Raw genomic sequence first — 6156 nt, 5'->3', positions numbered from 1 at the left:
GGGGCGCCCTTAAAAGACCGCTTACTGTCTTTCTGGCCGCGGCCGCCTTTCTGGCCGGAATGATCGATGCCGTCGCTGGCGGCGGCGGGCTGGTGCAGGTACCGGCGCTGTTTTCCACCTACCCCAATATGTCGCCCGCCACGCTGATAGGCACCACCAAGGTGGCGTCGCTGGCGGGCACCGCCAACGCCGCGGCACGCTATGCGCGCAAGGTGCGGATCTACTGGGGCGCCACGGCCCCGGCAATGCTTGCCGCGTTCGTGATGGCGATGGCCGGCGCCTGGACCCTGACCAAGATTCCGGCCGAGCCGCTGCGCAAGGCATTGCCGCTGGTGTTGCTGGTGCTGCTGATCTACACCGTAGCCAAGAAGAACCTGGGCGCCGAGCATGCGCCAACCCTGACGGGGATGCGCGAGCGCGTGGCCGCCTTGCTCGCGGGCGCGGTGATCGGCTTCTATGACGGTGCCTTTGGTCCGGGCACCGGCAGCTTCCTGATGATCGTATTCGTACGGGTGTTTGGTTACGACTTTCTGCACGCATCGGCGTCGGCCAAGATCGTCAACCTGGCCACCAATCTCGCGGCGCTGCTGCTGCTGGCATCCAAGGGACATATCTGGTGGCAGCTCGGCCTGATCATGGCAGCGGCCAACGTTGCGGGCAGCCAGGTGGGCAGCAAGCTTGCGCTGCGCCATGGCAGCGGCTTCGTGCGCAAGGTGTTCATCGCCGTGGTGAGCGCGCTGATCCTGAAGACGGCCTACGACGCATTCCTGCGTTGAGCATGGTGGTCGGCGTGGGGCAATAGGGGGAGCAACAACCCTCGACTGTTGCGCTCGCGCGGCTGCGGGTTAATCCCGCTTTCGCTACAAGATCGCTGTGTTAGACTCAATTCGCATTCCCGACCGAGCGGTCGGGAAATGCAGCTGCGCAACCGGGGGTAAAAAGCGCAGGACGGGAAAAAACGGGGCGATCTTCGACGTTCCCGATAGTGACGCGGATGCCGGCGCTGCATCTGCCAGAGAGCCCGAACAACGGGCCGCAACAAAAAACTGGAGGCATCCGCCGGCCGGAAGCCGGCGGATGCCTTTTTCCGTTTTTGGAACCGAAGGAGACGCAATGACATTCAAGCGTGCCAGCTTGCTGGCTCTTGCCGCCGCCAGCCTGTTCGCCGGCGCAGCCAACGCCCAGGTGAAGGTTGGAGTCACGGTATCGGCCACGGGCCCTGCCGCATCGCTCGGCATTCCCGAGAAGAATACGTTCACGCTGCTGCCGAAGGAGATCGCGGGCAAGAAGATCGAGTACATCGTGCTCGACGACGCCACCGACACGACCACGGCGGTCAAGAACACGCGCAAGCTGATCAGCGAGGACAAGGTGGACGTGGTGGTGGGTTCCACCGTGACGCCGAACTCGCTGGCGATGGTGGACGTTGCCGCCGAGAGTGAAACGCCGATGATCTCGATGGCCGCGTCGGCGCGCATTATCGAACCGATGGATGCCAAGCGCGCGTGGATCTTCAAGACGCCGCAGAACGACTCGCACATGGCCACCGCCATCGCCGAGCATATGACCAACAACAACGTGAAGACGGTGGCGTTCATCGGCTTCGCGGATGCCTATGGCGATAGCTGGGGTCAGGAGTTCGCCAAGGTCGCCGAGATGCGCAAGATCAAGGTGGTCGCCAACGAACGGTTTGCGCGCACCGATAACTCTGTGACCGGGCAGGTGCTGAAGATGATGGGCGCCAATCCGGATGCGGTGCTGATCGCTGGTTCGGGTACGCCGGCCGCGCTGCCGGAGAAGGCGCTCAAGGAGCGCGGCTACAAGGGCAAGATCTACCAGACGCACGGTGTGGCCAACCCTGACTTCCTGCGCGTGTGCGGCAAGGACTGCGAAGGTACGTTCCTGCCTGCCGGCCCGCTGCTGGTGGCCGAGCAACTGCCTGACAGCAATCCAGTCAAGAAGCCGGCCCTGACGTACAAGACGGCTTACGAAAAGGCCTTTGGCGGTCAAGTGTCGACGTTCGGTGGCCATGCCTGGGACGCGGGCCTGCTGCTGCAGAACGCGATTCCTGAGGCGCTCAAGAAAGGTCAGCCCGGCACGAAGGAGTTCCGCAAGGCGCTGCGCGATGCGCTCGAGAAGACCACGAACCTGCCGGTGTCGCACGGCATCATCAACATGACCCCCACCGACCACCTCGGCATGGACCAGCGCGCGCGCGTGATGGTGCAGATCGTCGACGGCAAGTGGAAGCTGCAGAAGTAAGCGGGAGATAAGTCGCGCGGGGTAAGCGTGGTACGGAAGGGCGCATGGAGTTTGCCATGCGCCCTTTTTTTACCTCCGCATCCGGGCGACTACGTTTGACGGCAGTGGAGGCAGCAGCGGGAATCGCGTTGCCTTGCATCATCCATGACAACGAGTAGACACGAGTAGACAATGGACCTATCGATTGCGGCCATTCTGGCGCAGGACGGCATCACCTCCGGCGCGATCTACGCGCTGCTGGCACTGGCGCTGGTGCTGGTGTTCTCGGTGACGCGCGTCATCTTCATCCCCCAGGGCGAGTTTGTTGCATACGGCGCGCTGACGCTTGCAGCGATGCAGGCCGGCCACGCACCCAAGACGACGTGGCTGTTGCTCACGATGGGCGTGCTGACGTTTCTCTATGAGTGCGTGACCGTGATGCGCAGCCCCGAGTTGCGCAGTACCGCACCGCGGAGGCTGGCGATTCTCGCGGGCAAGTACCTGCTGTTTCCCGGTGCTGTGCATCTGGTGGTGCAGCAGTATGGTGGTCAACCCTTGCCGATGCTCGCGCAGATCGCGCTGACGTTGCTCATTGTGATTCCGCTTGGACCGATGTTGTACCGGCTCGCGTACCAGCCCTTGGCGGAGGCGAGCACGCTGGTGCTGCTGATCGTATCCGTTGGGGTGCATTTCGCATTGGTGGGCTTGGGGCTCGTGATGTTCGGCGCGGAAGGGTCGCGCACGACGGCGTTCTCCGATGCGCGCTTCGAAGTCGGCAGTCTCACCATATCGGGGCAAAGCCTCTGGGTCGTGGCGGTGTCGGCAGTGCTGATCGGCGCGCTCTGGTTCTACTTCGATCGCACGCTGCAGGGCAAGGCATTGCGTGCCACGGCGGTGAACCGGCTTGGCGCGCGTCTGGTCGGCATCGGTACCACGCAGGCGGGCCGCCTGTCGTTCACGCTGGCTGCGGCGATGGGTGCGCTGTGCGGCATCCTGATCGCGCCGCTGACGACGATCTACTACGAGTCCGGATTCCTGGTTGGTCTCAAGGGCTTCGTCGGAGCGATCGTCGGCGGTCTTGTCAGCTATCCGGTGGCCGCGCTTGGTGCGCTGCTGGTGGGGCTGCTTGAATCGTATTCGTCGTTCTGGGCCAGCGCGTTCAAGGAGGTGATCGTCTTCACGCTGATCCTTCCGGTGCTGTTGTGGCGCTCGCTCACGAGCCGGCATGTCGAGGAAGAGGAGTAAGCCATGACGATGCTCACCGACAAGCAGATGGAGAAGGACATGGGTTCGCGTGAAGCGCCGGCAGTTCGCGGCACGGGCGCATTGCGCAATCGTATTGCGACGCTGGCATTCGTCATCGTGCTGGCGTTGCTGCCGGTGCTGCCGACACCGGAGTTCTGGATCACGCTCGGCAACTACATTGGTCTGTACAGCATCGTGGCGATCGGGCTGGTGCTGCTGACGGGCGTTGGCGGCATGACGTCGTTCGGGCAGGCCGCGTTCGTCGGGCTCGGTGCGTACAGCACGGCATACCTGACCACACAGTTCGGGCTCTCGCCGTGGATCGGTCTGGTCGTGGGTCTGATCATCACGGTGCTGTGCGCCTATGTCATCGGATTGATCACGATGCGCATGTCCGGGCACTACCTGCCGCTGGCCACGATCGCGTGGGGACTGTCGCTGTTCTTCCTGTTCGGCAATCTCGATTTCCTTGGCAAGTACGATGGCCTGAACGGCATTCCCGTGCTGTCGCTGTTCGGCATCGAGTTGCAATCGGGCCGCTCGATGTTCTATCTGATCTGGGCGGTGGTGTTGCTCGCCGTGGTGGCGATGCATAACCTGCTGAACTCGCGCCCGGGCCGTGCCATTCGCGCACTGAAGGGCGGTGGCACGATGGCCGAGGCGATGGGCGTGAACACCGCTTGGATGAAGGTGGTGATCTTCGTCGTGGCGGCGATGCTGGCCTGTGTGTCGGGCTTCCTGTATGCGCATCTGCAACGCGCCGTGAATCCGACGCCGTTCGGTCTCAACTACGGCATCGAGTACCTGTTCATGGCCGTCGTCGGCGGTGTGGGTCATGTCTGGGGCGCGGTGCTGGGCGCAGGCGTGCTGACGATCCTCAAGGACGTGCTGCAAGGGCTGCTGCCGAAGCTGCTTGGCTCCGACGGCAACTTCGAGATCATCGTCTTCGGCGTGCTGCTCGTGCTGCTGCTGCAGCACGCGCGCGATGGCATCTGGCCGTTCGTGCGCAAGCTGATGCCGGCCGGGCCGCCGGTGCTGGCCCCTGATACTGCGCCGCCGTTGCCGGTGCGGCAGAAGCCAGAGACCGGCGAGCTGATTCTGGACGTGCGCGCGGTGCGCAAGCAGTTCGGCGGGCTCGTGGCGGTGAACGACGTGAGCTTCCAGGTGCGGGCTGGCGAGATCATCGGCCTGATCGGTCCGAATGGCGCGGGCAAGTCGACGACGTTCAACCTGGTGACCGGCGTGCTGCCGCTGACATCGGGCGAAGTGCGCTATCGGGGCGACGTGATCTCCGGTTTGCCGTCGCGCGAGATCGTCAAGCGCGGTGTGGGCCGGACCTTCCAGCACGTGCATTTGTTGCCGACGATGACGGTGCTCGAGAACGTTGCCATCGGCGCCCATCTGCGCGGCGATTTCCGTGCGCAGGGCGGTGTGTCGGCGGCGATCCTGCGCATGAACAAGATGGAGGAGCAGAAGCTGCTGTTCGAGGCGAAGCGCCAACTGGAGCGCGTTGGACTGGCCGACTGCATGTACCTCGAAGCTGGCAGCCTTGCGCTGGGTCAGCAACGCATCCTGGAGATCGCGCGCGCATTGTGTTGCGATCCCGCGCTGCTGCTGCTCGACGAGCCTGCGGCGGGGCTGCGCTACAAGGAGAAGCAGGCGCTGGCGGACCTGCTGCGCAAGCTGAAGGGCGAGGGCATGAGCGTGCTGCTTGTCGAGCATGACATGGACTTCGTGATGAACCTGACCGACCGGCTCGTGGTGATGGAATTCGGCACGCGCATCGCCGAAGGTGTGCCGGAGGAGGTGCAGAAGAATCCGGCAGTGCTGGAAGCCTATCTGGGCGGCATTGATTGAGGCTATGAGATGAGTCTGATTCTGGAAGTGAAGGACTTGCATGTCCGCTACGGGAAGGTCGAGGCGGTGCATGGCGCGAACCTCAAGGTGGAGGCCGGCAAGATCGTGACCGTGATCGGGCCGAACGGGGCCGGCAAGTCGACGATGCTGAATGCCGTGATGGGCGCGCTGCCCGTCAGCGGGTCATCGAGCGGCTCGGTTCGGTTCCTCGGCCACGACATGGCGGGGATTCCCGTGGAGGGGCGTGTGTCGCGTGGGATGTGCCTGGTGCCGGAGAAGCGTGAACTGTTCGCGTCGATGAGCGTCGAGGACAACCTGCTGCTCGGCGCATTCCGGCGCAAGCGCGCTGGGGAACGCAACTATCTGGACCAGAAGGATGTGGTGTACGACCTGTTCCCGCGTCTGCGGGAGCGTGCGAAGCAGGAGGCGGGCACGCTGTCCGGTGGCGAGCGCCAGATGCTCGCCGTGGGGCGCGCGCTGATGGCCAAGCCGCAGTTGCTGATGCTCGATGAGCCGAGCCTTGGTCTCGCGCCGCTGATCGTCAAGGAGATCTTCCACATCATCCACAACCTTCGACAAACCGGCGTGGCGACGCTGCTGATCGAACAGAACGCGCGGGCGGCGTTGCAGGTGGCTGACTACGGGTATGTGATCGAGACCGGCGACATGGCTATGGAAGGGGAAGCGTCGGCGTTGGCGAGCAATCCAAAGGTGATCGAGACGTATCTGGGGCTGACGAAGAAAGCGGCCTGACCTGCTTTTATATTCTTATGTTTGATTGACGACGCCAATATGGCGTCGTTTTTATTTGTT

The 6156-nt window shown here is 63.4% G+C and carries 5 protein-coding genes; all 5 read left to right on the top strand.

Annotated features, from left to right (window positions below; genetic code table 11):
• The first annotated feature begins 59 nt into the window (after positions 1–59).
• The 5 genes from D769_RS23510 to D769_RS23490 all read left to right on the top strand — a co-directional run bounded on the left by D769_RS23510 (position 60) and on the right by D769_RS23490 (position 6096).
• Entirely contained in the window at positions 60–776 is a 717-nt protein-coding gene (locus D769_RS23510) for a TSUP family transporter (RefSeq protein WP_052018151.1), read from the top strand.
• A gap of 337 nt (positions 777–1113) precedes the next feature.
• Positions 1114–2262: an ABC transporter substrate-binding protein gene (locus D769_RS23505; protein ID WP_008650179.1), complete on the top strand. Its 1149-nt coding sequence runs from the start codon at positions 1114–1116 to the stop codon at positions 2260–2262.
• A gap of 171 nt (positions 2263–2433) precedes the next feature.
• On the top strand, positions 2434–3486 hold the full coding sequence (locus D769_RS23500; protein ID WP_008650177.1) for a branched-chain amino acid ABC transporter permease: 1053 nt from the start codon (positions 2434–2436) through the stop codon (positions 3484–3486).
• Between the two features lie 3 nt (positions 3487–3489).
• A complete protein-coding gene (locus tag D769_RS23495) occupies positions 3490–5343 on the top strand; it encodes a branched-chain amino acid ABC transporter ATP-binding protein/permease (protein WP_008650176.1) in 1854 nt (617 codons plus the stop codon).
• A gap of 9 nt (positions 5344–5352) precedes the next feature.
• On the top strand, positions 5353–6096 hold the full coding sequence (locus D769_RS23490; protein ID WP_008650175.1) for an ABC transporter ATP-binding protein: 744 nt from the start codon (positions 5353–5355) through the stop codon (positions 6094–6096).
• Positions 6097–6156: the final 60 nt, after the last annotated feature.

The organism is Cupriavidus sp. HMR-1 (assembly GCF_000319775.1).
Taxonomy (GTDB): Bacteria; Pseudomonadota; Gammaproteobacteria; order Burkholderiales; family Burkholderiaceae; genus Cupriavidus; species Cupriavidus metallidurans.
The sequence above is the reverse complement of the archived record's forward strand: the minus strand, read 5'-3'. Positions and strand labels throughout refer to the sequence as shown.